Here is a 26454-nt window from a genome sequence, read left to right on the forward strand (position 1 = left end):
AGAGAGAACAGAATGCGCTTAAATCCACGTCAAATCGCAATTGCGTTAGCAGTAACTGGGGCCGCTGTAACTACGACTGCAAATGCAGCTCGTGATACGATTCAAATTGCTGGTTCTTCAACTGTATTACCGTTTGCCAGCGTTGTAGCTGAAGAGTTTGGTAATACATTCCCTCAATTTAAAACTCCTGTTGTGGGTTCTGGTGGTTCTTCTGCTGGTTTAAAGCAGTTCTGTCAAGGTGTTGGTGACAACACAATCGACGTTGCAAACGCTTCTCGTAAAATTAAAAGCACTGAAATTGAAGCTTGTAACAAAGCTGGTGTAAAACAAATTCAAGAAATCAAAATTGGTTATGACGGTATCGTATTCGCGTCTAGCTCACACAAAGCAGCTTATAAATTAAAGCCTTACCATGTGTTTGCTGCTTTAGCTGCGCAGTTACCTTCAAAAGGTAAATTGGTTCCAAACCCATATACAAACTGGAACCAAATCGACAAATCACTTCCTAACGAACCTATTACGCTTGTAATTCCTGCGTCTAACCACGGTACGCGTGAAGTTTTCCAAGAGAAAATGGTTGATGCTGGTTGTGAATCATACGAATACTTCAAAAACTTAGATAAAGACGCTCAGAAGAAAGCATGTTCGACTTTCCGTAAAGACGGTCGTGTAATTGAAATTGCTGGCGACTATACAGAAACTTTAGCTCGCTTAAAAACTTCTCCAAGTGCGGTAGGTGTGTTCGGTTTAAGCTTCTATGACATGAACCGTGACAAGTTACGTGTAGCATCAGTAAACAACGTTCTTCCTTCTGAGAAAACTGTGTTAAACGGTACATACCCTGTATCTCGCCCATTGTTCTTCTATGTGAAAGGCGAACACTTAAAATCAGTTAAAGGTTTACCACAGTATGTAGAATACTTCCTAAGCAAAAAAGCGACTGGTAAAGGTTCTAAAGCTGAGCGTGACGGTTTAATCGCAATGTCTGATGCAGAACGCGCTAAAGTCTTGGCTGACTTTAAAGCAGGTAAAACTGTTAAATAATTTGTTTTGAATAGGGGCTGGTGATCCCAAGTGATCATCAGCCTTTTTGTCTAACACGTTTTTCCCAAATTATGACAATTGAGAAAACAGTGGAGAATACATGAATCTGCTACTTATCGGTGTGTTGTTAGCCCTTGTGGCAATTGCATATCAACTTGGGCTAAGAAAGAGCCGCCACCTAGCAGGTAAGGGAAGCAACTCGGCGACACTACATTCTCGTCCTGGTTATTATGGCGCACTGGTTGGGCTTTGGTGCGGTATCCCTGCTTTTTTAATTTTGATCATTTGGAACTTGGTTGAGCCAAGTATTTTAAATCATATTATCTTTAATAATGTTCCTGCTTCTGTCGCTGCATCTCTAGATGAAGCAGCAAGAAGTGTTCTTGTTGATCGAGTTCAATCGATTGCTTCAGGTTTTGGGGTAAGTGATCATCCAGAAGCTTATGAATTGGCTGCGGCTCAGCAATATGCAAAATTTCAAACTATTGGCTCTTTTGCCAAATTTGCCGTTGTTGTTTGTGCTGCCTTACTAGGCTTGGTCTGGGCAAAGAAAAAAATCAATCAAGAATATCGCGCTCGTAACCAAGTTGAACGTGCCATTAATGTTGCTTTAATCCTGTGTTCTGGTGTTGCAATTTTAACCACTATCGGCATTGTAATGTCGATGTTTGGTGAAGCAATGCACTTCTTCCATTTTGTAAGTCCAATTGACTTTTTCTTTGGAACTGAATGGAACCCAGGTTTTAGTACTTCAGGTAATGCAGAAGGTAGCTATGGTTTATTACCATTACTATGGGGTACGCTCATGGTCAGTGGTATTGCCTTATTGGTTGCTGTACCAGTTGGCTTAATGATTGCTATTTATTTAGCTGAATACGCATCTCCATGGTTACGCTCATGGGCAAAACCAACCATTGAAGTTTTAGCGGGTATTCCAACGATTGTTTATGGTGTTTTTGCCATGATGGTTATTGGGCCATTCTTTAAAGCTGTTGGTGCTCATATTGGTATCGAAATTAACGCAACCAGTGCTTTGACTGCAGGTTTCGTAATGGGAATCATGATTATCCCATTTGTTTCATCTTTGTCAGATGACATTATTACTCAAGTTCCACGTGCACTTCGTGATGGTTCACTCGGGCTTGGGGCAACCAAATCAGAAACAATCCGCCAAGTGGTTTTACCAGCAGCTTTACCGGGTATTACTGGGGCATTTTTATTGGCTGTATCGCGTGCCGTAGGGGAAACCATGATTGTGGTTTTGGCAGCAGGGAACAGTCCACTTCTACATGCAAATCCGTTTGAAGCTGTTTCGACAGTTACAGTAACTATCGTAAAACAGTTAACGGGCGATACCGATTTTGCAAGCCCGCAAGCCTTGGTGGCATTTGCACTGGGTTTAACACTCTTTGTGATTACCTTGGGATTAAACATTGTTGCACTGTACATTGTGCGTAAATACCGTGAGCAATACGAATGAGTACATCAAATACATCGTCTCCTATGGATCAGAACGTATTTGATCCACAAGCTGCTGCTCAGGCGCGTGATCGCCGTAAAAAAGTGATTGAAAAATCATTGGCGAAGCGTCACCGCAAAGAAAAAGCTTTCCGTATTGCTGGTTTATCGGCAGTTGTTATTGGTCTTGCATTCGTTGCGCTATTGTTCGGTAGTATTTTGGCAAAAGGTTTACCAGCATTTTGGCAAACCAGCATGAATGTTCCAGTTTACTTTGACCCTAAAGTGATTGATGCGGGTCCTGTGCCTGTTCGTACTCAGGGTGAAACACCGGCGCATTACCAAGAACGTTATGTCGATTGGCAAACAAAAATGGGTATGGTGGATTGGGATAGCCTGATCGTAAATGGTATGGTTGCTAAAGACCCTTCACTTGAGTCACAGCGCGATTCCTTACGTAGTCTATATGCAAGTTCTGAAGCTTATCGTTTACGTGACATGGTATTTGCTGACCCATCACTGATTGGTAAAAAAGAGAATCTTACTTTCTTGGGTGATGCTAACGTAGACGTATGGTTAAAAGGCAACATTGACCGCTCATTACCAGATGACCAGCAACAGCTTGACCCGGAAACTCGTAAGCTTGCAGATGATTTGAAAGCAAAAGGTATTCTCGAAAATACATTTAATACCAACTTATTTACAAATCCGGACTCTCGTAGTTCACCAGCAATTAGTGGTCTTGCAGGTGCATTCATGGGCTCGTTATTTATGATGCTAATTGTGATCATTATTTCGATCCCAATTGGTGTAGCGAGTGCTATTTATCTGGAAGAGTTTGCACCAAAGAACTTTCTTACAGACATTATTGAAGTCAACATTAATAACCTTGCGGCTGTTCCTTCAATTGTGTTCGGTTTGCTTGGTGCAGCCATTTTCATTGGCTGGATGCACTTACCATTGTCGGCTCCGTTTGTTGGTGGTTTGGTACTCAGTTTAATGACATTACCAACAGTCATTATTACAACCCGTGCTTCTTTAAAAGCTGTGCCACCATCAATTCGTCAAGCTGCACTTGGTTTGGGGGCTTCAAAAGTACAAACCGTTTTCCATCATGTTTTACCTTTGGCGATGCCGGGGATCATGACAGGTTCAATTATTGGTGTTGCACACGCCCTTGGTGAAACTGCGCCGTTACTTTTAATCGGAATGAGTGCATTCGTTGCAAGTATTCCAACAACTCCATTTGATCAAGCAACTGCTTTACCTGTTCAAGTTTACTTATGGCAGGGTAATGAGTTGCGTAACTTCTTCGAAGGCCGTACTGCTGCTGCGATTATCGTACTTCTTGCATTAATGATTGGTTTAAACAGCCTTGCAATTTGGTTACGTAAAAAGTTCGAAGTGCGTTGGTAATAGAGGATAAATAATGAATACTATTGATATTACGAATTCCTTAGAAAAGGATAAGTTAGTGAATACTGAACAGTCTCAATTTACAGATAAGCCGCTGAACCATGGCACTTCATATGTTTCGCATTTTGAACCGCAAACTTCAAAAAAGCAGAACTCAACTGAAATCAAAATTAGTGCACAAGATGCCCATGTTTACTATGGCGACTTTGAAGCAATTAAAGGCATTGATTTAGATATCTATCAAAATGAAGTGATTGCATTCATTGGACCATCAGGTTGTGGTAAATCGACTTTCCTACGTACTCTAAACCGTATGAATGACACGATTGATGGTTGCCGTGTAACAGGTAAGATCACTTTAGATAATAAAAATATCTATGATCCAAATCTGGACGTTGTATTGCTACGTGCTCAGGTGGGCATGGTATTCCAAAAGCCAAACCCATTTCCTAAATCTATTTTTGATAACGTTGCATATGGACCAAAGCTACACGGTCTAGCACGTGATAAATACGACCTAGAAGAAATCGTTGAAAATAGCTTGCGTAAAGCGGGCTTATGGGAAGAAGTGAAAGACCGTTTGAATCAGCCGGGTACAGGTTTATCTGGTGGTCAGCAGCAACGTTTATGTATTGCACGTACGATTGCAGTAAGTCCTGAAGTTATTCTGATGGATGAACCATGTTCTGCACTTGATCCAATTGCAACAGCAAAAGTGGAAGAGCTTATTTCAGAACTTTCTGATCAATATACGATTGTGATTGTAACGCACTCAATGCAACAAGCAGCACGTGTTTCAGACCGTACAGCTTACTTCCATTTAGGTGATCTGATCGAAGTAAACTCTACAGAAAAAGTATTCACGCAACCTGACCATCAATTGACAGAAGCGTACATTACTGGACGTTTCGGTTAATTTATAGCTGTGAAAGAAAAAGAGCCTTGTGCTCTTTTTTTTATTTAATAAATGAAAATGAATCTATTTTGCAAAATCGCTATTGAATTTTAATCAAAAGAACCACATCTTAAGGCTATAAAGACAAACTTATGAGCATAGAATTTTATGTTATTCCATTTGCCTAAACTCCCTGCGGAAATACGTGTCAGCCATTTAAATGCACGTGTAAATGAACAGAGAAAAAAAATTGCACAAACTACAGCAAGTCGTTTAGAGCTTTTACAATTAGCTCAACAACTTGCGAAAGAAGCTAAAATCCGCCGTAAGAACAATCAGAAAATTTTTGTTTTAGATTTTAAAGGTGATATTCAGGCATCTGCGGTTGAAAATCTTCGTGAAGAAATCACACTTATTTTAGCAACGGCTAAAGCCGGACGCGACCGTGTTGTGGTACGCCTTGAAAGTCCTGGTGGTATGGTTCATGGTTATGGACTGGCAGCAGCTCAGTTGGTTCGTTTGCGTGACGCAGGTTTTCATTTAACAATTTGTGTCGACAAGGTTGCTGCAAGTGGCGGCTATATGATGGCTTGTATTGCCAATGAAATTATTTCTGCACCATTTGCTGTTGTTGGCTCTATTGGTGTCGTTGCTCAGGTTCCAAATTTCAATCGTCTTTTAAAACAGCATAACGTTGACTTCGAACTTTATACAGCAGGGCAATATAAGCGTACTGTGACCATGTTTGGTGAAAATACGCCTGAAGGGAAAGCTAAGTTTGAAGAAGAGCTACAACAAACGCATGTCTTATTTAAGCACTTTGTAGAGAAGTATCGTCCACAGCTGAATGTAGACAAAGTTGCTACAGGCGAGCATTGGTATGGACAAGATGCGCTTGATTTAAACCTTGTAGATAAACTAGAAACATCTGATGAGTATTTATTAGCTTTATTACCTCAGCATGATGTCTATGTGATCAACACACGCAAGAAAGCAACTTTGGGTGAAAAGTTGGGTTTACAAGCTGCTCAAATGGCAGATAGCCTGATTCCAGCCGTAATGAATAAAGTTGCAGACACTTTGGCAAAAGCGAATTCAACGCTAGTTCAAATGCGTGATACAAAATTTTAATTAAGATATTTATAAAAGAAAGAGCACCTTAATGGGTGCTCTTTTTATATCGATGATTAAAAGAATTTGCTTAATATTTGTTTAAGTTTCAATTGCCAAAGTAGGAGTTAATTCCTAAGTTTTGAGTTTGGTGATGTCAAAGACTTTGTCGCATATTGATATTCTCATAAGAATTTTACACATCATTATTATGATTGCTTTTACTGGAGCTTACTTTACAGGCGATAATGAAGACCTACATCAAGTGCATATGATGTTTGGTTATATACTTCTCATCAGTATTACCATACGAGTTATTTGGCATTTTTTAAGTCCGCGTGTTTCAAATAGCGCACCATTTGGCATAAAAAAGCGGAGCAGTATGGCATTCAATGCAATTAAAAAATCATTTAGTCATGCAAATTCAGCAAGTATTTTTTCGAAAAATTCAATTCAACTGTTCAGCATTGGACTATTTCAAGCTTCGATTGTATTTATTTTCATACTCATTCCTGTTGTTGTAGCACTTGGATACGGAACAGAGCACTTTACTTATTCTTTGAGAGACTTACATTCATTTTTCGCAAACTTATTTTTAGCTTTGGTTATCGTGCATCTTTCGACACTTGTTTTAAATAGCATACTTGCGAAACGCTTTCAGGGTTGGACTATGCTTAAGATGACACTTGCTGATAAGAAAATAACGAATTATATGACTTTATTTGTTTTAGTCCTTATAGGTGCATTTAGCTACTTTTACTTAGGAATGTAATATATACGTTTTATGTCTGTCCTGTTTAGTTATATTTTGAATGGAAAGAAAAAAAATATTATTGATAAATATACTTATTGAATTGTGATGGGTAAGTGATTTTGATATTTTAGGCAACAATAAAATAGCTTTTAGATGACTCATTTAAAAAGTTAAACATTTAAAAATATAACTGAAATTCAGGATAGGAAATAATGACAAGAATAATTGTAGCATCCAAAAAGGGTTTGGACGTTCTGCAAGATGGTCAGCTCAATAAAGTAATTTTGAATCAACCTACGATCATTCAAATTGGTATCAGTCAAAAAGATATTGCATCGATGGAAAAACAGGGGGGGCGCCTAGTCATCCACTTAAAGAATGGCGAGACAATTGTCTTAGAAAATTTCTTTAATGAAGCAACAAATACAACAGAGCATTCCCTTGTTTTTCCGACTGAACATGGAAAATTTGTTGAAGCACAATTCGATGCCCAAGGTAAAGTAATCGACTATAAAGGCTTAAATCACGTTACAGATTTAGGTTACGGCAGTACTAGTCCAGCCGCTGCAAACATCGCGGTTGATAGTGATCCAAGTTTTTCAATGGGAAGCGTACTTAAAGCAGGTCTAGCAGTTTTAGCTGCGGAAGGACTATATCTTTGGGCTTTTAAGAAAGATGATAAGGAGGATTCATCAAGTACGCCTGATTTAATCGCACCTGCTGCTCCTACAGCTACGCTTGCTGATGATACCGTAACAGTGACTGGTAAAACTGAAGCGAATGCAAAAATCTATCTTAAAGATGCCGCAGGCAATACGGTTGCATCAGGTGTTGCAGATGCAAGTGGTAACTACACGATTAAATTAGATAAGCCACTCGTGAATGGTGATAAATTAAATGTTATTGCTCAGGATGGAGCTGGAAATAATTCAAAAGCGACTGTTGTAACAGGAACAAAAGATACAATTGCCCCAGATGCTCCACAGGCTCAATTGAACGATGATGGAACATTGGTAACTGGTAAGGCTGAAGCAAATGCAAAAATCACAGTTTATGATGCCACTGGCAAAGTATTAGGAACTGTTTTTGCAAATAAAGATGGTATTTATTCTTTAAAAATTACTCCACCATTAACTAGTGAAGCCGGAGGCAAAGTAGTTGCCGAAGATGCTGCTGGTAATAAATCTGAAGAAGTTAAAATTATTGCGGGTAAAGACACTGTACCCCCAGCTTCACCTTTTGTTGAAGTTAACAAAGAAGGGTCGGTAATACATGGTAAAACCGAAGCAAATGCAAAAGTTCAAATTAAAGATGTAGATGGCAAAGTCATTGGAACTGGCATGGCGGATGCCCAAGGTGACTTTCAAATTACGCTTTCACCTGCTTTAAAAGAGTCTCAAAAAGGGACAGTAGTTGTTGAGGATGCAGCTGGTAATACGTCCAAGCCTATCGAAATTAAACCAGGTTTTGATTCGATTGCTCCTGATAAACCAACTGCTCAAATTAATGCAGATGGTAATTCGGTAACTGGTACAGCCGAAGCAAATGCCAAAATTGAAATAAAAGATGTGACAGGTAAGGTTATTGGTAGTGGAACAGCAGATGCGAATGGAAAATTTACTATTAGCATTTCACCAGCATTAACTGATAACAATCATGGTTCTGTTTCAGCCATCGATAATGCTGGAAACCGGTCTGAAAGCTTCGATATTGTGGGTACAAAAGATACTATTCCTCCAACAAAACCTATATTAAATAGCGCAGAAGATGATGTTGGTGATGTAAAAGGCACTATTGGATCTGGCTCAGAAACGGATGATGCTAGACCAAAACTTACAGGTTCAGGCGAGGCAAATGCGACGCTTACGATTTATGATAATGGTATTGCAATTGGAGTAGTGACTGTATCAACTGGTAAATCATGGACATTTACATTTGATAAAGACTTAGCTTTGGGTAAGCATAGCATTACTTTGACTCAAACTGATGCGGCAGGGCTTACGAGTGAAGCAAGCTCTCCATTTATCTTTTATGTAGTTGCACCGAAAACTGCAAGTTTAGCTGATGCCTCAGTAGATACGTTGGGTACACATGAACCAGCTGTAGCAGATAGTGTTGGACTGAGTACTTTAAAAGTCGCACAAAATACAACACCTGAGACCAATACCCAGCAGAAAACTGTTCCTATAGATGATTTATTGAAAAGTTCTTCTGCGAGTGACTCAGATCCAGTGGCAAAGCTTTTAGCATCGACTGCATTAAAGCCTACACAAGCACCTGAACAAACTGATGTAAATACTTCAGTTGACCAGACAATAAATCTTGATCAAATTTTACCAAATACGACTTCTTCACCTTTGCAAAATATTTTAGAACAGACTTATCCGGTTGTTTAAAAGACTCTATGTAAAATATAAAAGCGCTCAATGAGCGCTTTTTATTTATGGCTAATTTTTGATTTTCGGTGTTGTTATAAGAGTAATAACTCCATAAACAATTGATCCAATTGTGGCGAGTAACATGTCTTTATGAGCATCCCACATATCGCCTTGTTGCCCATTATAATTTTCAGCTTGTTCAGGTGATAAGCCAATAGCAATGAGCCATTCGATCAGTTCATAAAAAACACTCGATGCCATCACGAATTGAACTACAAGTAAAAATAGGGAAAACGGACGTGCAGTCGGCAACCAAACTTGAAAAACGCGATAAATAAGAGGGTAGAGCAAAGCACCATATGAAAAGTGCACAAGTCGATCATACATATTGCGAGACCAACCCATGTATTCATCTAAATTAAAATGAAAGATGTGCTGAATCCAGTCGTTATACGGAACGTATGAATACAGATAATGAGCACCAATTACGTGGATTAAAAGAAACAGTAAATAAAAACAAAAACTTAAAAAATCGAGACCAATTTTTTTGAAAATAATAAAAAGTAAAATCAGCATTAAAACAGTGCCGGATTGATGAAGTAAGTAAGCTTCAAACTCCAGAGGATTGATACCTGAAACAATAATGGCAATCAAAAGTAGGCTGATTGCAATATAGTGTTTAAGTTGAAATTTTTTTTCGATCATTTTATGGAAAACTTTATTTTGATGGGTATTAGTGTAATAAAAAAGCGAAGCCTAGGCTTCGCTTTTGATTAACTTTCTAATTAGATTTTACTAATTAAGTCATTAATTTGTTTTGCTTGTTCAGCTGCATTACCCGTATAAGTTGCAGGAGTAAGCTCAGCTAAACGAGCGCGCTCTTCGCTTGGTACTTGAGCAAGTTCGTTACCATTTACGAAATCAACCATCATGTCGCGAGTCATTGCTTGACCACGAGTTAAAGCTTTTAACTTCTCGTATGGTTTTTCAATGTTATAACGACGCATAACTGTTTGAATTGGCTCTGCAAGAACTTCTTGAGCTTGGTCAAGATCTTCATTCAAGCGGTTTGCATTAAGCTCAAGTTTACCAACACCTTTTAAGCAAGCATCAAAAGCAATTAAGCTTTGAGCAAAACCAACACCCATGTTGCGAAGTACAGTTGAGTCAGTTAAGTCACGCTGCCAGCGAGAAATTGGTAATTTTTCGCCTAAGTGAGCCAACACTGCATTTGCAATGCCTAAGTTACCTTCAGAGTTTTCAAAGTCAATTGGGTTAACTTTGTGTGGCATAGTTGAAGAACCAACTTCGCCTTCTTTAAGTTTTTGCTTGAAGTAACCTAAAGAGATATAACCCCATACGTCGCGGTTAAAGTCGATCAAAATTGTATTGTAACGACGTAATGCATCAAACAACTCAGCCATGTAGTCGTGTGGCTCGATTTGAGTTGTATATGGGTTAAATGTTAAACCCAAAGATTCAACAAAAGCTTGTGCGTGAGCAGCCCAGTCAACATCTGGGTAAGCAGAAAGGTGAGCATTGTAGTTACCTACCGCACCATTGATTTTGCCTAATAACTCAACATTTTCAAACTGTTTGATTTGACGAGCTAAACGATATGCAACGTTTGCCATTTCTTTACCCAAAGTTGTTGGGCTAGCAGTTTGACCATGTGTACGAGACAACATCGGTTGTTCAGCATGAGTTGTTGCTAAAGCAGAAATTGCATTTAAAATTTGCTTCATGCTTGATACCAAAACTTCACGACCGTTTTTAAGCATAAGCGCATGAGACAAGTTGTTGATGTCTTCTGATGTACAAGCGAAGTGAATAAACTCACCAGCATTTTGTAATTCAGAAATACCAGCAATTTTCTCTTTCAAGAAATATTCAACTGCTTTTACGTCATGGTTAGTTGTACGCTCAATTTCTTTAATGCGATTCGCATCTTCTTCAGAGAAGTTGCTTACGATTGCATCTAAAGCTGCATTTGTTTCAGCTGAGAAAGGAGCAACTTCAATAATTTCTGGACGGTTAGAAAGCGCTTGTAACCAACGCACTTCTACAGTGACACGAGCATGAATTAAACCAAACTCAGAAAGAAAAGGGCGTAGCGCATCACATTTGCTGGCATAACGTCCATCTAATGGTGATAGTGCGGTTAAAGCGTTCATAACGATTCCTTAATGCTGGAATAAACATAAAACAAAAAATAATCTCGTTACAGCGTTAGATAACTTGGTACTGTAAACGAGCAAGTGCTTGAATATCCTGTAGCAATTTACGTTTGCTAAAAATCATGTTCCATGAACTACCGCCGAGTTGTCGCCATAAATGAGCCATTTGAAGCCCTGTAAACAGACAAGCACGAATACGGTTAGTATGGTTGGTATCTTTAAATGCCTCAGCATTACCACGAACAAGAATACGTGGATTAATTTGCCCAGCGGTATCTACATAGGTTTGCGCCAAATTGGCTAAAATACTTGGGTGTAAATAGTTATTATCGAAAAAAGAAAGCTGTTTTAAAATTTTCTGCTGTGCTTTTTCAATAATCGCTACATATTCAGGATTGCTATAGACCTTTTTTTCTAATTGCAAAAGTGACATCGCATAAGACATGGGAAGTTTTGCACTACGCATTTTAGGCAAACGAGATTTAGGCGCATTGGTAAAAGGCTGAGTAATACAATTTTCGAGTGTCTTAAGACCTAATGAAATATCAGCCAGTTGATTAAAAAAATCTAAAGTCTGAACATTATTATTATTTATTGTAGGACGAATATTTAAACTCGCCTTTATTAATAACTCAAAATAGAAATTACCGCTTTCACCAATACTTTGTTGTCCAGTCATGGCAGTCATATGCGTAAGCTGGGTCGCTTGGAATACCCCAGCCAAAGCAAGGGCACGGTTTTGGCGAACATTCAAGGCTTGTGATTGTTGAAAGGGTAACTCCACCATGCCATCCATTCCCTTAAATAAAATCTGGTGTAGGGGCATTTGTATGGTGAATCACACCCCCGCCTAAGCAAACTTCATCCGAATAAAATACAACACTTTGGCCAGGTGTGACTGCGCGTTGAGGTTCATCAAACTCAACACGAATACCGTGTTCACTATTTTCATCAATAAACACTGTGCAAGCCTGATCAGGTTGGCGATAGCGTGTTTTGGCAGTACAACGTAATCCTTCAGTCGGAATATGTTGTTCTCCAGCTACCCAGTCAATTGACTCACTCCAAAGCTGAGTACTTTGCATAAGTGGGTGTTCATGTCCTTGACCTACAACTAAACGGTTGTTGGCAAGGTCTTTATGAAGTACAAACCATGCACCTTCTGCTGCACCTTTTAGTCCACCAAGACCAATACCGCCACGCTGACCGAGCGTATAGTACATCAGACCGTGATGTTCACCAACTTCTTTACCGTTATCCAGCACGATTTTACCTGGTTGAGCGGGTAAATATTGTTTAAGGAAGTCATTAAAGCGGCGTTCGCCGATAAAGCATATACCAGTTGAATCTTTTTTCTTCGCCGTTGCTAAGTCCAGTTCTTCGGCAATTCTACGCACTTCTGGCTTTTCAATTTCACCAACGGGGAATAGGGTTTTATTAATTTCACGGCCATGCACTGCATGCAAGAAATAAGTTTGGTCTTTGTTGTTATCTAAACCACGTAATAAAGGTGCATATGCTTCACCTTTAGAGTTATAAGCAGTTTCAGCACGACGAGCATAATGACCTGTTGCAATAAAATCTGCGCCTAAAGTCATGGCATGGTCTAAAAATGCACGGAACTTAATTTCTTTATTACATAAGATATCTGGGTTTGGGGTGCGGCCCGCGGCATATTCAGCTAAGAAAAGTTCAAATACACGATCCCAATATTCCATAGCAAAGTTTGCGGTATGGAGTTTAATACCTATTTTGTCAGCTACTGCTTGAGCATCGGCTAAATCTTCCATTGCTGTACAGTATTCCGTGCCGTCATCTTCCTCCCAGTTTTTCATGAAAAGACCTTCAACTTGATAACCCTGTTGAAGTAAAAGCGCCGCAGAAACAGATGAATCTACGCCACCAGACATACCGACGATGACACGTTGTTGCATAGGACTAGGCATCCAAATGTGAAGTTAATGAGGGAGAAAAAGGGTGCTCATAAATAAGAGCTAAAGGATAATGGTGACCTTTTATAGCATCTTCAAGGGCTTTAATCACCAAAGGGCTACGAGCACGGGCAGATTCTTGAAGCTCATCTAGAGTCATCCAGACAGCAGAAACAATACCTGTATCAAGTTTAGGGTCGCTTTCGACATGAGTGACGTGCGCTAAAAAGCAGAAGCGATAGTAAGTCCGATCCGGAAACATGGGTGGGGTATATGTATAAATGCCAAGTAAAGCATCTATCTCAACATGATGACCCGTTTCTTCAAGAGTTTCACGAATGGCAGCTTCTATTAGCGTTTCACCACATTCCACATGACCAGCAGGTTGATTAAACACTGTGTGTACAAAACCTTCGCTATGTTCTTCAACAAAAAGATAGCGTCCATCTTTTTCTACGACTGTAGCGACAGTGACATGAGGAGTCCATGCGGCCATAAAAAAGCACCATGAATTTAAAAGTCGTATGATACGAAATTTAGGGGTTTTTGGCTACGGTGATCTTACAAACGATAGAGGATCGTAAAAACGCTATCGTTTGAAAAAACTCAGTACATTTTAATTTGTTTGGGTATCTTTATGGTTGTTTTGCACTTTTACATAATGTCTTGCTGAATAAGGTAAAAATGCCAATTCTTTTTCAGTTAGAGGACGTACTTGCTGTACAGGGCTTCCAACATATAAATAACCACTTTTTAAGACTTTACGAGGTGGAACTAAACTGCCTGCACCAATCATCACGTCATCTTCAATAACAACATCATCTAAAATAACGGTATTGATACCAATTAGTACGCGGTTACCAATGGTACAGCCATGTAAAGTAACATGATGACCTACAGTCACATCTTCACCAATAATAAGCGGGGAACCATTGGGTTTTGCATCATTTTTATGGCTGACATGTAACATACAATGGTCTTGTACATTACTATTTTTACCAATTTGAATGCTATTTACATCTCCGCGAATGACTGCAAAAGGCCAAACTGAAACATTTTCGGCCAATTTCACATCACCAACAACCACTGACATATCATCAATGTAACAGCTTGGATCAATTTGTGGATGATGATCTAAATAGGGACGGATGTTTTTTGTCATAAGAAGTATCAAAATAAAATTTAATCAAATTATAAAATAAAAAAGCACTCAAGCTAATAGCATGAGTGCTTAATCCAACTACTCTAAAATTAGAATAAGTTGCTAAAGAATTGTTTAATATGGTCGATCATACGTGCAAAGAAGCCTGCTTCTTCAACAGGTTTTAATGCAACTAAAGGTTTTTCAGCAATGACTTTGCCATCTAAACTTGCAACAAGTTTACCAACCACTTGGCCTTTTTGAAGAGGCGCATTTAAATTTGGTTGAACAACCAATTGAGTTTTGATACCGCCTGCTTTGCCTTTAGGCATAGTAACGTTAAAGTTCTCTGCTAAACCAATTTGAACTTCATTTTCTTTACCAAACCATACTTTAGCTTTCGCAAGAACTTGATTTGCAGGTTGAACATTTGCAGTTTCAAAGTTTGCAAAACCCCAAGACAACAATGCACGTGTTTGGTTTGCACGTTCATTAACGCTATTGGTACCAAAGATAACTGAGATTAAACGCATTGGGCCGCGCTTACTTGAAGTTGTTAAGCAGTAACCAGCTTCATCGGTATGACCTGTTTTTAGGCCATCAACACTTGGGTCTGTGTAAAGTAAAGCATTACGGTTACCTTGTTTGATACCGTTAAATGTAAACTCTTTCTCAGAGTAAATTGGATAGTATCTTGAGCTATCTTTAATAATATGTTGAGCTAAAACTGCCATATCTTTTGCGGTTGAATAATGGCCTTCTGCAGGTAAACCCGTAGAGTTCATAAATTGTGTATTGGTCATGCCAATACGTTTTGCTTCCTGATTCATCAGGTGAGCAAAAGTACCTTCATTTCCAGCAATATGTTCAGCCATTGCTTTTGATGCGTCATTACCAGACTGGATGATAATACCTCGAAGCATCTCTAAAACAGTTGCTGTACCATTTAATGGAACATACATACATGATTCGGAACTACTGCCTTTACACCAAGCAGATTCGTTCATACGAACCTTTTCATTCTCGGTAAGTTCACCTTTTAATAGTTTTTGTTCAATGATGTAGCTTGTCATCATTTTAGTCATAGAAGCAGGAGCAAGCTTTTCATTTTCATTTTTAGAAGCAAGAATTTGTCCTGTCTCGTAATCCATTAATACATAAGACTTATTATTTAATTCTGGCGGAGCTGATAAGACAGTTGCTGCATAAGAAAAACTTGGTAAGAGGAGGAGTGCAGCAATAGCGCTTTTTCGAGTCATTCTAGGTAATTCCAATATCTTGTATGAAGCAGAAGAACCTAGCATTTTAGGACAAAGCAAAGCCGACTTCTATGGGGGAAGTCGGCTTTTTCGAACAGTATTGTAACTAGAGAGTTTTTAACTAATTTAGTTTTGCGATTGATAAGCTTTTACGTCTTGACAAACTAACGTATTTTGCTCGTTACCAGCAGCTTTTGCATCATTACGCGCTTCTTTTAAGACTTTTTTGAAACTTTTGTCTTTTGTACGTTTTTCTAAAGCTGCAACTGGGTCTGCTTCATTTGGCAAATAGTCTTTTACAAGACGTTCATAACCTTGAGCAAATTCTGCATCTTTTTTGCCAATCAAACTTGGGCAAATTTCAGAAAGTACCTGAATTGCTGCTAACTCTTCTGGGGTGGTGCCTTTATTTGGGGTAACTTCAACAACATTTTCATTTTCAGTTGGTTTTTTCTTGTCAGCAGCATAACCCACTGTTGCCATTGTCATAAGTAAAACAACAGAAAGAGATTGAACTAAGCTTTTTTTCATAAACATGGATAACCTGAAACAAAAATTTGAAATATGCCGATAGCTTAAACAATTTAAGGGCTAAAAAAATGGAAAAAATGTATTGTTATGTAGGTTTTCTGCTTTACATCAACAGAAAACCTTTTAAAGAAAAGCATATCGAGTGAAATAGGCTTAGTCTTTGTAATTTACCACTTCTTCACAAAGCTCATGTTGTTCATGGTGATCCATTTCTTTTGCCGCCTGACGAGCTTCATTTAGCAGGGTTTTATATTCTGAATCATTTTGCAATGCAGAGAAGGTGATTGATTTATTGGAATAACCGCCAAGGTACATTGCAATAATCTTTTTAGTATTGGTTTCAAGATTTTTATTTGCACCAACAAAAGTCGGGCAAATTTCTTGTAAAACTTGAGTAGATGCAATGTCATCTTTAATTAAGCTATCAGCTTCTTGTGTCGAGATACCCTCATCAGCAAAAACCGTCTGTGTACACAATGTGATACTGATCCCCAATACTTGAAAAAAAGGAGCAAAAGTTTTCATTTTTTCACAATTTTATAATGCTATGGAGGCATAAATATATATAATTCAACAAATAATTCAATTGAGAAAACCTTCGGGTTTATTTGTCGAGAAAGATTTTTAGTGAATATTTTAATTGCGAATGATGACGGTGTCTTTGCACCAGGTATACAAGCTTTAGCTGAAGCGTTAAAACCATTAGGCCGTGTTGTCGTGGTTGCTCCAGAAAGTGAGAGAAGTGGTTTTTCAAGTGCGTTAACACTTGATCGTCCTTTACGTCCTATTCAAATTGCCGAAGATGTGTGGGCTGTGAATGGAACACCAGCGGATTGCGTTTATTTATCTATGAATGGTCTATTCGATTTCGAATTTGACTTGGTCGTGAGTGGAATCAATAGTGGTGCAAACCTAGGTGACGATGTTCTGTACTCGGGAACAGTCGGTGCTGCATTTGAAGGCCGCTTAATGAAACAACCTGCAATTGCGGTTTCTTTGGCTGGGTCGGATGTACGCTCATACAACCATAAAGATGATTATGCTCAAGCAGCCAAATGGGTGCATGACTTTATTGCCAAAGGTTTACCTGCACTACCGCCGCGACATATTTTTAATATTAATATTCCAGATGTGCCACAGCTTAAAGGGACTCAGATTACTTACCAAGGCCGTCGTGCTCAGTCTAAACCAATTACAAGTCATGTTGACCCAAGAGGAAGACAGGTTTACTGGATTGGTCTAGCAGGTGAAGCGGTTACGGACCCACAGCGTATTGCCAGCCAAGTTCAGTCTGACTTTTTTGCGGTTGCGAACGGTTTTGTAAGCGTAACTCCAATTCAGATGGATGCAACAAACTATGCGGTTTTAGAAGATTTGCAGGCAAGTCTGGGCTAATAATCTGGGCCAAATGTTATAACTTTGTGAATAAAGAAAAAGAGGAACATGTTTCCTCTTACTTTTTTGGTACTCTTAGCCGAAATGATTTGTAGCATTTAGTGAGGGAGATCGATGCATTTAACTGGGCAACAAAGCAGATCACATATTCAAAGAGACAATATAATGAAAATTATGATGTTGTCTGTAGCTGTAGGTTTCACTGTTGCAATGGCAGGGTGTGCTTCTAAACCACAAATTAATAATAGTTCTCGCTATTCAATGGCTCCTAACTATTACACCGTTCGTTCAGGTGATACTTTAAGTGGTATTGCAATGCGTTACGGTCTGGACTATGTCAGTATTGCTGAAATGAACGGCATTGCTCCACCGTATCGTATTTATGTTAATCAATCATTACGATTAAAGAAATCTTCTTCACCAAGAACCGTGTCAACACAAGTCATGGTGCAACCTGAACCAATTAAGCGCCAAACAATAGCATTACCGACTACGACAACAACGGCACCAACAACAACCCCGCCACGAACAGTTGCACCAACCACCAATACAACAGTGGGAACTGCTATTCCAAGTTCAAGCTTACGTTGGATCAAACCAAATAACGGACCAGTGATTCAAGGGTTTAATTTGGCGAATAATGTCAAAGGAATTCGTTATGGTGGTAATCAAGGTGATCCAATTTATGCGGCAGCAGATGGTCAAGTCGTATACGCAGCCGATGGCTTAAAAGAATATGGTAATTTAGTTTTAATTAAACATATTGATGGCTATATCAGTGCGTATGCCCACAATAGCAAGATGATGGTGAAGAGTGGAGACAATGTAACCGCAGGTCAAAAGATTGCAGAAATGGGCTCTTCAGGTGCGTCGAGAGTTATGCTTGAGTTCCAAATTCGCCTTGATGGTAAACCAATCAACCCAGCAAATCTTTTACCTAATTAGCTAATGCAATAAATATAGGTTTCCTCGTATAATGTAATTGGTTGCTTTCATTACAACAATAAGCATTTTTTATAAATTTAAAATTAGATTTGAGGAAACCTATGTTAGATCAGCTTCGTGCGATGGGTGTTTTTGCTTGTGTGGTTGAAAAAAGTTCATTTAGTGGTGCGGCACGTGAATTAGGCATTACAACAAGTGCTGTAAGTCAGCAAATACGTTCTCTTGAGCATGAAATGGATGTAATTTTATTACACCGTTCTACTCGGAAACTTAGTTTGACAGAGGCCGGACAGGCTTTTTTTTCAAGTTGTCAAGAAATGTTGGCAGCTGCAGAAAGAGGCAAAATCAGAATCAATGAATTGCGAGATGATTTGATTGGAGATTTGCGGATTGCAAGCACACCAGACTTAGCGGTTCAGCACATTATTCCTGCTCTATCTCATTGGATGTCAGCTCACCGCGGTTTATCTGTTCATTTCGAAGTAGGTCATCGTTATATTGACCTCATTGAAGAACGAATTGATGTTGCAGTGCGTATGAGTTCTACACCAGTAGAAGAGAGTAGTTCTATCGTTCCTATGGCTTTTGTAGATCAGATTTTGGTAGCCTCTCCCAGCTATCTCAATCAATCGAGCCCGATTTTGCATCCAAACGATTTAAACAACCATGAGTTGCTTTCAATAAATGCAATGAATGAATCACGCAGTTTTCATTTTCAACATGCCAAAACTGGTGAAAAATTGCATATTGAAATGGCAAGCCGTTTGCAAAGCAATAATTTGCAAGTTGCTAAAGCCTTATGTCAGCAAGGACATGGTATTGCTAGAATTTTATATTTAGATGCTCAAAAAGAATTGAAAGCTGGTTCTTTAATTGAAATCTTACCAGATTGGAAACTGCCAGCTTTTACTTTGTATGCAGAGATTGCCAAACACGATCAACAGCCAATGAAAATTCAACGCTGTGTTGAAGCACTTAAACAGTATTTTAGTCAGTTGGCTGGTGGACGAGCGATGCAGATCGTTCGCTAACTTTCAATTGATGCATAAAAAGGGCTTGTGATTACAAGCCCTTTTTATATGAGTATTATTTTTGCTTGAGAGTTGCAACTTCTTCCTGAGTTTCCTGTGGAAGATCATTTGCTGTCAGCTCTTCGTGCTTCTTAATTTTTTTCTTATTTTTCTTTTTCTTCTTTGGCTCCTCTTCAATTTCTTCGCCATCTTCAATCGCTTGCCAATATTCAAGCTGTTCCATTACAGCGGCGTAAATTGAATGTTTGCTATATCTACCTTTCTTATCTAGTGTACCAACAGGGCGAGCCATTAAAATTTCAAGTGCTTGATCAATGGTATCAATCGCATGGATATGGAATTGACCACTTTGTACCGCATCAATTACATCTTGACGTAGCATTAAATGCTGCATGTTTTGACGTGGAATAATGACACCTTGTTTACCCGTTAAACCTTGTAATTTACAAGCATCATAGAAGCCTTCAATTTTTGCATTTACACCGCCAATGGGTTGAACTTGACCTAACTGGTTCATAGAACCTGTAATTGCCCATGATTGATCAATTGGAATTTGGCTAATTGCAGAAATTAACGCAGAAAGTTCGGCAACCGTGGCGCTGTCGCCATCAACTTGGCCATAGCTTTGTTCAAATGCAAGCGCAGCAGAGAAATGCAAAATCTGTTCACGACCAAAGTGAGCTTTCAAAAAGCTCGACATAAGTAAGACGCCTTTAGCATGCAGTGAACCACCAAGCTCTACACTACGCTCAATATCAAGAATATCGCCGCCACCTTGATAGACTGATGCAGTCAAACGTGAAGGTAAACCAAACTCGACATCTGCATAGTGAATAACAGAGAGAGCATTAATTTGACCTAAACGATGACCAGAAGTCTCGATTAGCTGAGTTCCGCGTGATAAATCCTGCCAGTAAAGCTCTCTTAAATAGCCTAATCGATACTGTCTATGTTGTAGTGCAAGGTTAATGTGCTGATCAGTTACAAGCTTTTCATTGGCTTTAAAAGCATGGTGATGTGCTTCACGAATCAGGTCACCCAAAGTTGAAGCATGTAACGACAGCGAGCTTTGATCTTCTGCTTGACGGCTTGAGTCGGTAAGTAAAGCAGCTAAAGCACTACGGTCAAATGGAAGCAGTTTGTCGGCTTGAACATAGTCAGCAATTAACTGCATGTAAGCTTGTTCATTTTCGTCATTACGTTGTAATGTATCGGTAAAATCTGCGCGTATTTTAAATACGCTACCAAGCTCTGGTTCTACCTCTAAAATTTCATAATAAATTTCAGGCTCTGCCATAAGAACCACTTTAATATCCAGTGGAACCGCAGCAGGCTCAATTGAGATAGAACCCGTTAACGTCAACATGTGTTCAAGAGAAGAGAGCTTGAGTTGGCCTGATTTTAAGGCACGTTTTAAACCTTGCCATGCATAAGGTTGTTCGAGCAATTGCTCGGCCTCAAGCATTAAAAAACCACCATTTGCTTGATGTAGAGCACCTGGGCGAATGAGAGTGAAATCTGTGGTAATTGTGCCGTTGTGAGTAAGTTGTTCTACATGACCAAGCAAGTTGTAGTGCGTTGGGAAATCTTCAAAAATAACCGGTGCACCGCTGTTTGGTTTGTTTGAGACAATCACATTTGCTTGATAACGTGCTGGTACGCGATTGAACATAGCAGGAGCAAAGTCATCTTCTTCTTGCTCTAAAATGAGTTCAACATTCTCAATTACATCTTGAGCATATTGCTTTAAATAATCTTCAAGGCCTTTCACTTGGCCATATTTATTTAAAATCAGATCTATTCGTGGCATAACCACTTGAGTCGCAATATCTCGATTTAATACAGAAACTTTGTCGCGTGCATCATCTTCTAAATCGCCTAAATGCAAACCAAGACGCTCAAGTTTTTTATCCATGTAGCGAACATTAGCTGCGATTTCAGCGCGTTGTTTCGTATTTAAAGCATCAATTTCTGTTTGAGTGAGCTCTTGCACCTGATCGTCTTTTACTTGTACAGGTACAAAACCATGTTTCTCATTTCGAGAAATCAATTTTAAATCGAGCTCTTCGCCTTCTTTGGTTAACTCAACCAGCGCTTGTTGTTGTTCATCTCCGGTTTCCTCACGGATACGTTCAATACGGTTATGATAAGTTTCGGCACTAAAACGACGTTCAAGCTGTTTTAAAATAATTTGCCAAGCTTGATGAAGAGCTTGTTGAAACTTGGTGCCTTGACCAGCAGGGAAGCGTAAGGCAATTGGTTGACGCGCGTGTTTAAAATTATAGACATATACCCAGTCGTCAGGGGTTGGCATTGTTTTGGCATGTTGCTGTAGTAAACGCTTAATCATGGTGCGTTTGCCTAAGCCTGCCGTTCCTACTGCAAAAATGTTATAACCTGAGTAGGGTAAAGAAATGCCCGCTTCTACCGACGCTTTAGCGCGGTCTTGACCTAAAAAATTATTGAGTGGTTTGATACGTTTTGTTGAAGCTGGAATATTTTCAAAATCTGGAATATGTGTAAGTTGTTCCGGTTTTAAGGCTGTTTTATCTAAAGTCATTTTTATATCAGGTTGCTCAAGAGCTGAAAGAAATGCATTTATTGTGACGTTTGTGGTGTTTGTTTTAGCGAGTGATAAAGTTGAAGTTGTCACTTGATCAAGTTTTTGTGTCACTGTTGGTATCCAGCAAAAGAAAACGAAGGTTGAAGGTTAAAGGTATACAGGTTTAGCATAAAATATCAAGCAAACTTGCCGTTTTTATCATCAAAACCAAACTTGATTGCATAAAGAATCTTGAAAGGAATGGTAAGAAGCGATTGAATAGGCACATTTATAATTTATGGAAAATAAAAAACGAATGACCACACAAACCTCTGGTTGGGTCTCGGCGTTTAAAGCATTTTTAGACCGTCGTGCATTAATTATGCTATTTCTGGGTTTTTCTGCCGGAATACCTATTTTATTGATTTTCTCTAGCCTTTCATTATGGCTAGGCGAAGCGGGTATCGATAAAAGTGCAGTCACTTTTTTCAGTTGGGCAGCTTTGGGATATTCCTTTAAGTTTGTTTGGGCACCCTTAATTGATGAGTTGCCAGTACCGTTCTTGACCAAGGCTTTAGGTCGAAGACGTGCTTGGTTGTTAATTGCCCAGTGTTTGATTGTGCTTGCGATTTGTACGATGGCATTTGCCGACCCAGCTTTAGGTCATAGTTATCTCGTTCAAATGGCAGCAGGTGCAGTTTTACTTGGCTTCTCGGCGGCAACGCAAGATATCGTCATTGATGCTTATCGTATTGAGTTAGCTGAAACTGAAATGCAGACGGTGTTAGCATCTACTTATAATGCGGGTTACCGTATAGGTATGATTGTGGCTGGTGCTGGTGCATTGTTTTTAGCTGCACATTTAGGAACAGCGAAAGGCAACTATATTTACGAGGCTTGGAAAACCACTTACTTAACAATGGCAGCAGTCATGTCGGTCGGTATTATTACAACCTTACTTGTTCGTGAACCTCAAGTTAGTCGAGTATATAAAAACTATAAAACTACTGATTACTACCGTTTGGTTTTAGTCTTCTTTATAGCGGTCATTTCGTTTGTTTTAACTTATATTTATTCAGGTCAAATTACTGAGGCAATTTCAAAAGCTGGCAATATTCAAGATAGTGCAAGTTTATTTGGCTTAGAAGCTTTAAGATTTTTAACCGCAACAGGTACTGCCATTTTAGTCGGTTACATACTGGTTAAAATGGGCGTTGTAAACCAGCAAATGGCAAAAGAAACTTGGATTGCTCCAATTCTGGATTTCTTTAAACGTTATGGTGTCAAACTTGCGTTAGTGCTTTTATTCTTGATTGGTTTCTTCCGTATTTCAGACATTATTGCGGGTGTAATTTCAAACGTCTTTTATCAAGATTTGAACTTTAGCAAAGAACAAATTGCCGAAGCAGTAAAAGTTTATGGCGTTATCTTTAGCTTGGTTGGTGGCTTCTTAGGCGGTCTACTAGCGCAGCGCATGAACATCATGAAACTGATGTTTGTTGGTGCTATATTAGCTAGTTCTACTAACCTCATTTTCATTGGTTTAGTAAAATCTGGCAAACCGCTTGATATGGTTGATGTTCAAGTGGGAGACAAACATTATAAAGCTCAGCCTGATGAAGTAGGGTATTGGAAGGTTAAAGTCCCAAGTTCTACTTTTGATGGGACAAAACAAATTGATGTTAAAGCTGGCTATGCTTTGCAAGGTCAACAAGCAGAGACCATAGTCCGAGTTCAACCATTAGTAACAACGCATGCTGAACATTCACCTATACAGATTTTACCTTTAATGGGAAGTGACCAAATTACTGCTAAATCTTCTGAGGGAAGTGTTGTTGTTCGTGGTCAGTACTTTGGCAAGGCTTTGTCACCTAACCAAAAGATTGTAGTGAGTTTGGATGGGCAAAACTTTGATGCAAAAATGACAGATCAAAAAGGCGTGTTTAGCGCTGCAATTGATATGCAAAAATTATTGTCATCACCAACCAAGCAATTAACTGCTGCGGTGGTTGAAGGAAACCAAAAATTATTATCAGTTTCGCATCAATATGAAGTGGCTTCAAACTCTGCACCAAAAGCTGAATTAGATGTAAACATTGAGCCTCTACCATACATTGACACTCAGTCAGGTAAAGAAGTTGAGATTAGCGGTAAAGTCATCAAGCCTTACAGTTCGCTATGGCTCTACTTCGCAATTGTTGTAGACAATATGGCTTCGGGCCTGGCAGGTGCAGCATTCATTGCATTCCTTTCGAGCCTTACCAGTGTGTCATTTACTGCTGTTCAATATGCGATCTTTAGTTCACTCATGACCCTTACACCAAAACTTTTAGGTGGATATTCGGGTACCATAGTGAGTAATATTGGGTACCCAAACTTCTTTTTGATGACCACACTGATCGGGATTCCAATCTTAATTTTAGTGGTTTGGGTTGGAAAACTACTCAAAGATCATCAAACACATGAATCAGAAAAGGCAGGTGAATAAACATGCGAATGCTTCATACAATGTTGCGAGTAGGCAATTTAGAACAATCTTTAAAGTTCTATACCGAAGTATTAGGAATGAAGTTACTTCGTAAGCGTGATTATGAAGAAGGTCGTTTTACACTGGCATTTGTTGGTTATGGCGATGAAGAAAATAATACCGTGCTTGAACTTACGCATAACTGGGATACATCAAGTTATGATTTAGGTAATGCTTATGGTCACATTGCAATTGGTGTCGAAGACGCTTACAAAGCATGTGAAGAAATTAAAGCACGTGGCGGTAAAGTTGTGCGTGAAGCTGGCCCAATGAAGGGTGGTGTTACGGTTATTGCCTTTGTTGAAGATCCAGATGGTTACAAAATCGAGCTCATTCAGCAAGATGCAGATGCCAGAAATAATTAAGTAAATGACTTAATTGCTTTAAGATTTAGCTCTTAAAAGTCTAGCTTTATTTTTACAGCCCAGTATGATGAAGACCTGACCAAATGGTCAATTTATCAACTGGGCTTTTATTTGTCTAAAATAATCATAGGATGTGAATATGCTGAAGTTCTTGGCACTTGATCGATTTACAGTTTTGTTGGTTGGCATGGTACTACTAGCAACGTTTTTTCCAGTCAGTGGTCAAGCTGCGCAGTATTTCAATACATTAACTACAGTCGCGATTGCAATTTTATTTTTTCTACACGGTGCTAAATTGTCTCGTGAGGCTGTAATTGAAGGTATTTTGCATTGGAAAATGCATTTACTGGTATTTGCAATTACATTCTTTATTTTTCCTGCCTTGGGGTTATTGGCTAAACCTATTCTTTTACCCTTATTAGGACAGCAGCTCTATTGGGGCTTTCTGTTTATGTGCTTCTTGCCATCTACTGTTCAGTCTTCTATTGCATTTACTTCAGTTGCAAAAGGAAATGTGGCAGGGGCGGTATGTAGTGCATCTTTCTCAAACTTGGTGGGTATGTTTATTACGCCAGTTTTAGTCAGCTTCTTTATTTTAGGGCAAAGTCAGCACGGTTTTGATCCTACGTCGTCTATTATTGAAATTACGCTGTTGCTATTAGTGCCATTTGTTTTAGGCCAATTGCTTCGTCCCTACGTTTTTCCATATATGGCAAAAGTACCAAGTATTGTAAAAGCATTTGATCAAGGCTCAATTTTGATGGTGGTTTACGGCGCGTTTAGTGGGGCAGTAGTGGCCGGACTTTGGCATCAGGTAAACTGGAAAACTTTACTGCTTTTGGCGCTCGCTTGTTCTGTGTTACTCACCATTATTATGTTGCTTGCGCTGTATTTACCGCGTGCTTTTGGTTTTAGCCGTGCCGATCAGATCACTGTTTTCTTTTGTGGTTCAAAAAAGACCTTGGCAAGCGGTGTACCTATGGCACAAATCTTATTTATTGGTCAGCCGTTAGGAATGATTGTTTTGCCAATTATGATATTTCACCAAATACAGCTAATGGTGTGTGGAGTAATCGCAAATTACTGGGCTAAATCCCAAGATTAATTCGCAAAAAAGATTTATATGGCGTATAATACTGTCCACTTGTTGTGCTTAGCTCTAACCCTAGAGGTTTCGGTGGGCCAAAAGAATGGTCTGTTGTGGTGTTGATCTGCTTGAAAAAGCTTTCCTCAATTTAATTGAGAGTGATCAATTGCGATGACAGCTTAAGCCTTTCTTCAATTAGGAGTAATCGACGATGCGCGCCGATATTCACCCAAAATATGAAAAATTAGTTGCAACTTGCTCATGCGGTAACGTAATCGAAACTCGTTCTGCTTTAGGTAAAGAAACTATTTACCTTGACGTATGTTCAGCTTGCCACCCATTCTACACTGGTAAACAAAAGAATGTAGATACTGGTGGTCGTATCGACAAATTCAAACAACGTTTCTCTGGTATGTCTCGCTCTATCAAGCGTTAATACTTCAGAACGAAATAAAAAACGGGCTTATG

At 39.1% G+C, this 26454-nt stretch carries 24 protein-coding genes; 14 read left to right on the forward strand and 10 right to left on the reverse strand.

Features of this window, described 5'->3' with window-relative positions; all coding sequences use genetic code 11:
• The first annotated feature begins 12 nt into the window (after positions 1-12).
• From NE363_RS05220 to blp2, 7 genes are all read left to right on the forward strand, one after another.
• Complete coding sequence (locus NE363_RS05220; RefSeq protein ID WP_004707648.1) at positions 13-1044, forward strand: substrate-binding domain-containing protein; 1032 nt, start codon at positions 13-15, stop codon at positions 1042-1044.
• 100 nt (positions 1045-1144) lie between these two features.
• Positions 1145-2524, forward strand: a complete 1380-nt coding sequence (gene pstC, locus NE363_RS05225) for a phosphate ABC transporter permease subunit PstC (RefSeq protein WP_039254447.1) — start codon at positions 1145-1147, stop codon at positions 2522-2524.
• Entirely contained in the window at positions 2521-3918 is a 1398-nt protein-coding gene (gene pstA, locus NE363_RS05230; RefSeq protein WP_004700128.1) for a phosphate ABC transporter permease PstA, read from the forward strand. Before pstC ends, pstA begins: the two co-directional genes overlap by 4 nt.
• Before the next feature lie 13 nt (positions 3919-3931).
• On the forward strand, positions 3932-4834 hold the full coding sequence (gene pstB / locus NE363_RS05235; RefSeq protein ID WP_004700130.1) for a phosphate ABC transporter ATP-binding protein PstB: 903 nt from the start codon (positions 3932-3934) through the stop codon (positions 4832-4834).
• Between the two features lie 147 nt (positions 4835-4981).
• Positions 4982-5944, forward strand: a complete 963-nt coding sequence (gene sohB / locus NE363_RS05240) for a protease SohB (protein ID WP_019457719.1) — start codon at positions 4982-4984, stop codon at positions 5942-5944.
• A 133-nt stretch (positions 5945-6077) separates the two neighbouring features.
• Positions 6078-6695 (forward strand): cytochrome b/b6 domain-containing protein, encoded by a 618-nt coding sequence (locus tag NE363_RS05245; RefSeq protein ID WP_347913559.1) that lies wholly within the window; start codon positions 6078-6080, stop codon positions 6693-6695.
• Between the two features lie 194 nt (positions 6696-6889).
• Complete coding sequence (gene blp2 / locus NE363_RS05250) at positions 6890-9073, forward strand: Ig-like repeat protein Blp2 (protein WP_445535965.1); 2184 nt, start codon at positions 6890-6892, stop codon at positions 9071-9073.
• A 51-nt stretch (positions 9074-9124) separates the two neighbouring features.
• Here blp2 and NE363_RS05255 read toward each other — a convergent pair whose 3' ends face one another.
• The 9 genes from NE363_RS05255 to NE363_RS05295 all read right to left on the reverse strand — a co-directional run bounded on the left by NE363_RS05255 (position 9125) and on the right by NE363_RS05295 (position 16619).
• Positions 9125-9760 (reverse strand): DUF2238 domain-containing protein, encoded by a 636-nt coding sequence (locus NE363_RS05255; RefSeq protein WP_068933585.1) that lies wholly within the window; start codon positions 9758-9760, stop codon positions 9125-9127.
• Between the two features lie 80 nt (positions 9761-9840).
• Positions 9841-11229, reverse strand: a complete 1389-nt coding sequence (purB, locus tag NE363_RS05260) for an adenylosuccinate lyase (RefSeq protein WP_019457723.1) — start codon at positions 11227-11229, stop codon at positions 9841-9843.
• Between the two features lie 55 nt (positions 11230-11284).
• Positions 11285-12019: a high frequency lysogenization protein HflD gene (hflD, locus tag NE363_RS05265; protein ID WP_004700142.1), complete on the reverse strand. Its 735-nt coding sequence runs from the start codon at positions 12017-12019 to the stop codon at positions 11285-11287.
• 13 nt (positions 12020-12032) lie between these two features.
• Positions 12033-13166, reverse strand: a complete 1134-nt coding sequence (mnmA, locus tag NE363_RS05270; RefSeq protein ID WP_004700144.1) for a tRNA 2-thiouridine(34) synthase MnmA — start codon at positions 13164-13166, stop codon at positions 12033-12035.
• Positions 13167-13170: 4 nt separating this feature from the next.
• Positions 13171-13659: an NUDIX hydrolase gene (locus tag NE363_RS05275; RefSeq protein WP_004700146.1), complete on the reverse strand. Its 489-nt coding sequence runs from the start codon at positions 13657-13659 to the stop codon at positions 13171-13173.
• Between the two features lie 120 nt (positions 13660-13779).
• Entirely contained in the window at positions 13780-14325 is a 546-nt protein-coding gene (locus NE363_RS05280; RefSeq protein ID WP_086496886.1) for a gamma carbonic anhydrase family protein, read from the reverse strand.
• A gap of 89 nt (positions 14326-14414) precedes the next feature.
• The gene (gene dacC, locus NE363_RS05285; protein ID WP_004700150.1) at positions 14415-15563 is read right to left on the reverse strand and encodes a D-alanyl-D-alanine carboxypeptidase PBP5/6; all 1149 of its coding nucleotides are present in this window, start codon (positions 15561-15563) and stop codon (positions 14415-14417) included.
• Positions 15564-15689: 126 nt separating this feature from the next.
• Positions 15690-16100 carry an MCR_0457 family protein gene (locus NE363_RS05290; protein ID WP_004700152.1) on the reverse strand — a complete coding sequence of 137 codons (411 nt, stop codon included), beginning with the start codon at positions 16098-16100 and terminating at the stop codon, positions 15690-15692.
• Between the two features lie 147 nt (positions 16101-16247).
• On the reverse strand, positions 16248-16619 hold the full coding sequence (locus NE363_RS05295; RefSeq protein ID WP_004700154.1) for an MCR_0457 family protein: 372 nt from the start codon (positions 16617-16619) through the stop codon (positions 16248-16250).
• A 102-nt stretch (positions 16620-16721) separates the two neighbouring features.
• On the opposite strand from NE363_RS05295, the gene surE reads away from it, so the two are divergent.
• From surE to NE363_RS05310, 3 genes are all read left to right on the forward strand, one after another.
• Positions 16722-17489 carry a 5'/3'-nucleotidase SurE gene (gene surE / locus NE363_RS05300; protein WP_174724179.1) on the forward strand — a complete coding sequence of 256 codons (768 nt, stop codon included), beginning with the start codon at positions 16722-16724 and terminating at the stop codon, positions 17487-17489.
• Positions 17490-17603: 114 nt separating this feature from the next.
• Positions 17604-18434 (forward strand): peptidoglycan DD-metalloendopeptidase family protein, encoded by an 831-nt coding sequence (locus NE363_RS05305; RefSeq protein WP_445535966.1) that lies wholly within the window; start codon positions 17604-17606, stop codon positions 18432-18434.
• Positions 18435-18535: 101 nt separating this feature from the next.
• Positions 18536-19465, forward strand: coding sequence for a LysR family transcriptional regulator (locus NE363_RS05310; protein ID WP_445535967.1), 930 nt, complete (start codon positions 18536-18538; stop codon positions 19463-19465).
• Positions 19466-19520: 55 nt separating this feature from the next.
• On the opposite strand, the gene NE363_RS05315 is transcribed toward NE363_RS05310, so the two are convergent.
• A complete protein-coding gene (locus tag NE363_RS05315) occupies positions 19521-22139 on the reverse strand; it encodes a Lon protease family protein (protein ID WP_445535968.1) in 2619 nt (872 codons plus the stop codon).
• A 166-nt stretch (positions 22140-22305) separates the two neighbouring features.
• Between NE363_RS05315 and NE363_RS05320 the strand changes: the two genes are divergently transcribed.
• From NE363_RS05320 to rpmE, 4 genes are all read left to right on the forward strand, one after another.
• On the forward strand, positions 22306-24495 hold the full coding sequence (locus tag NE363_RS05320; protein WP_445535969.1) for an AmpG family muropeptide MFS transporter: 2190 nt from the start codon (positions 22306-22308) through the stop codon (positions 24493-24495).
• Between the two features lie 2 nt (positions 24496-24497).
• On the forward strand, positions 24498-24899 hold the full coding sequence (gene gloA / locus NE363_RS05325; RefSeq protein WP_019457730.1) for a lactoylglutathione lyase: 402 nt from the start codon (positions 24498-24500) through the stop codon (positions 24897-24899).
• Between the two features lie 133 nt (positions 24900-25032).
• A complete protein-coding gene (locus NE363_RS05330; RefSeq protein WP_085945699.1) occupies positions 25033-26004 on the forward strand; it encodes a bile acid:sodium symporter family protein in 972 nt (323 codons plus the stop codon).
• A 193-nt stretch (positions 26005-26197) separates the two neighbouring features.
• The gene (gene rpmE, locus NE363_RS05335; RefSeq protein ID WP_004652835.1) at positions 26198-26422 is read left to right on the forward strand and encodes a 50S ribosomal protein L31; all 225 of its coding nucleotides are present in this window, start codon (positions 26198-26200) and stop codon (positions 26420-26422) included.
• The last annotated feature ends 32 nt before the right edge of the window (positions 26423-26454 follow it).

This window comes from Acinetobacter sp. G18 (genome assembly GCF_052660225.1).

What these genes read in the sequence shown, in the direction of transcription:
- NE363_RS05220 (WP_004707648.1), top strand. Translation starts at nt 13, where the DNA reads ATGCGCTTAAATCCACGTCAAATCGCAATTGCGTTAGCAGTAACTGGG.
- pstC (WP_039254447.1), top strand. Translation starts at nt 1,145, where the DNA reads ATGAATCTGCTACTTATCGGTGTGTTGTTAGCCCTTGTGGCAATTGCA.
- pstA (WP_004700128.1), top strand. Translation starts at nt 2,521, where the DNA reads ATGAGTACATCAAATACATCGTCTCCTATGGATCAGAACGTATTTGAT.
- pstB (WP_004700130.1), top strand. Translation starts at nt 3,932, where the DNA reads ATGAATACTATTGATATTACGAATTCCTTAGAAAAGGATAAGTTAGTG.
- sohB (WP_019457719.1), top strand. Translation starts at nt 4,982, where the DNA reads ATGTTATTCCATTTGCCTAAACTCCCTGCGGAAATACGTGTCAGCCAT.
- NE363_RS05245 (WP_347913559.1), top strand. Translation starts at nt 6,078, where the DNA reads ATGTCAAAGACTTTGTCGCATATTGATATTCTCATAAGAATTTTACAC.
- blp2 (WP_445535965.1), top strand. Translation starts at nt 6,890, where the DNA reads ATGACAAGAATAATTGTAGCATCCAAAAAGGGTTTGGACGTTCTGCAA.
- NE363_RS05255 (WP_068933585.1), bottom strand. Translation starts at nt 9,760, where the DNA reads ATGATCGAAAAAAAATTTCAACTTAAACACTATATTGCAATCAGCCTA.
- purB (WP_019457723.1), bottom strand. Translation starts at nt 11,229, where the DNA reads ATGAACGCTTTAACCGCACTATCACCATTAGATGGACGTTATGCCAGC.
- hflD (WP_004700142.1), bottom strand. Translation starts at nt 12,019, where the DNA reads ATGGTGGAGTTACCCTTTCAACAATCACAAGCCTTGAATGTTCGCCAA.
- mnmA (WP_004700144.1), bottom strand. Translation starts at nt 13,166, where the DNA reads ATGCAACAACGTGTCATCGTCGGTATGTCTGGTGGCGTAGATTCATCT.
- NE363_RS05275 (WP_004700146.1), bottom strand. Translation starts at nt 13,659, where the DNA reads ATGGCCGCATGGACTCCTCATGTCACTGTCGCTACAGTCGTAGAAAAA.
- NE363_RS05280 (WP_086496886.1), bottom strand. Translation starts at nt 14,325, where the DNA reads ATGACAAAAAACATCCGTCCCTATTTAGATCATCATCCACAAATTGAT.
- dacC (WP_004700150.1), bottom strand. Translation starts at nt 15,563, where the DNA reads ATGACTCGAAAAAGCGCTATTGCTGCACTCCTCCTCTTACCAAGTTTT.
- NE363_RS05290 (WP_004700152.1), bottom strand. Translation starts at nt 16,100, where the DNA reads ATGTTTATGAAAAAAAGCTTAGTTCAATCTCTTTCTGTTGTTTTACTT.
- NE363_RS05295 (WP_004700154.1), bottom strand. Translation starts at nt 16,619, where the DNA reads ATGAAAACTTTTGCTCCTTTTTTTCAAGTATTGGGGATCAGTATCACA.
- NE363_RS05305 (WP_445535966.1), top strand. Translation starts at nt 17,604, where the DNA reads ATGCATTTAACTGGGCAACAAAGCAGATCACATATTCAAAGAGACAAT.
- NE363_RS05310 (WP_445535967.1), top strand. Translation starts at nt 18,536, where the DNA reads ATGTTAGATCAGCTTCGTGCGATGGGTGTTTTTGCTTGTGTGGTTGAA.
- NE363_RS05320 (WP_445535969.1), top strand. Translation starts at nt 22,306, where the DNA reads ATGGAAAATAAAAAACGAATGACCACACAAACCTCTGGTTGGGTCTCG.
- gloA (WP_019457730.1), top strand. Translation starts at nt 24,498, where the DNA reads ATGCGAATGCTTCATACAATGTTGCGAGTAGGCAATTTAGAACAATCT.
- rpmE (WP_004652835.1), top strand. Translation starts at nt 26,198, where the DNA reads ATGCGCGCCGATATTCACCCAAAATATGAAAAATTAGTTGCAACTTGC.